Consider the following 1,073-nt stretch of genomic DNA (forward strand, 5'->3'; position numbering starts at 1 on the left):
TCTAACTTGTTTAAGTAGTTGGCGATAGAAAAGTAGTCACCAGTTATCTCCATACGCACTGGGTGGACGTAGTAGCCAGAGAATTGTGATGCTTCTTTATCTTCTGTGATCGGCTGAGATGGCAGAGTCTGCAATGACACCAAGTGAATGCCACTTTGCTGCTCTAATACGCTCTCTAATACGCCCGCCATTTGTGAAGGCGTTACCAAGTGTTCAATAATTTGTGACAACTGCATCGAAAGATGCTGACTTTCCGTCAACAGGTTGGAAATTTCCAAATCAATATCTGCGTTTGGATCTTTCTTCAATTGAGCCTTAACACGTAAAATATCAATTTCTGTTTTTTGGTTTGACTGCTTTAAGTTACTCAGCTGTCTTTCATTGTTTGAGATCTGATTGAGCTTAGGTTCTAGCACCAACGTAAACAGCAACATAACTACAGTCACGAAGCCACACAGCGCCACCAGCATTTTCTCGCGCGCGCTCATGTCTCCAAAGCGCTCTTCTAATGAGCTCCAGAATTCGTTCATTTCTCTTTATCCTCGCGCGTTTTCAACTCAAACGTCACTATGTCTTTCTCATTGCGACCGATTTTCACGTCGTCAAATGTTCGCCCAACAAGACTGATCTCATTCTTGAACTGACTTACCCAACTCGGCACTGAACTCGGAGCTTTCGCTAAGCCTTTTAAATCCAAGATGTTGTTGTTGATGCGAATTTCGGATAAAGAGATTTCTTGGTTGCCCAATTTTGCTAATGACTGCATCACACCTGAGTAACCCGTGCGTTGCGAATCATCGTACTTGCCCACCGCTTTCAAGGAGTCTCGCTTAGCTTTGACTTCACGCTCTAGACGCGCTTTGGCCGCTAACTTATTTGGATCAGGCTGATGCTTACGCAGCTTCACTTGGTAGTAATCTAAGTCAGACTTAAGAATATCGCCCTTGCCTTTCACAATCGCGATTTCATCTTCCAAACCTTCCCTTTGCCAACACACGTATCCGTAAGACAACAGAATCACAGCCGCAGCCCCGCCCCAAGGAATCGCCACATTTTTCAGCTTAAGGAGATCT

At 44.5% G+C, this 1,073-nt stretch carries 1 protein-coding gene and 1 pseudogene; both read right to left on the reverse strand.

The genetic code is table 11. From position 1 onward, the window contains the following. Nucleotides 1–530, reverse strand: a 530-nt coding sequence (gene gspM / locus R7Z50_RS24790; RefSeq protein ID WP_318149389.1) for a type II secretion system protein GspM, incomplete at its 3' end; no start/stop codon positions are given. Then, nucleotides 527–1,073: pseudogene (locus R7Z50_RS24795) on the reverse strand (MSHA biogenesis protein MshI); the annotation flags it as partial. The gene gspM and the pseudogene R7Z50_RS24795, both read right to left, overlap by 4 nt.

This window comes from Vibrio sp. 1249-1 (genome assembly GCF_033340495.1).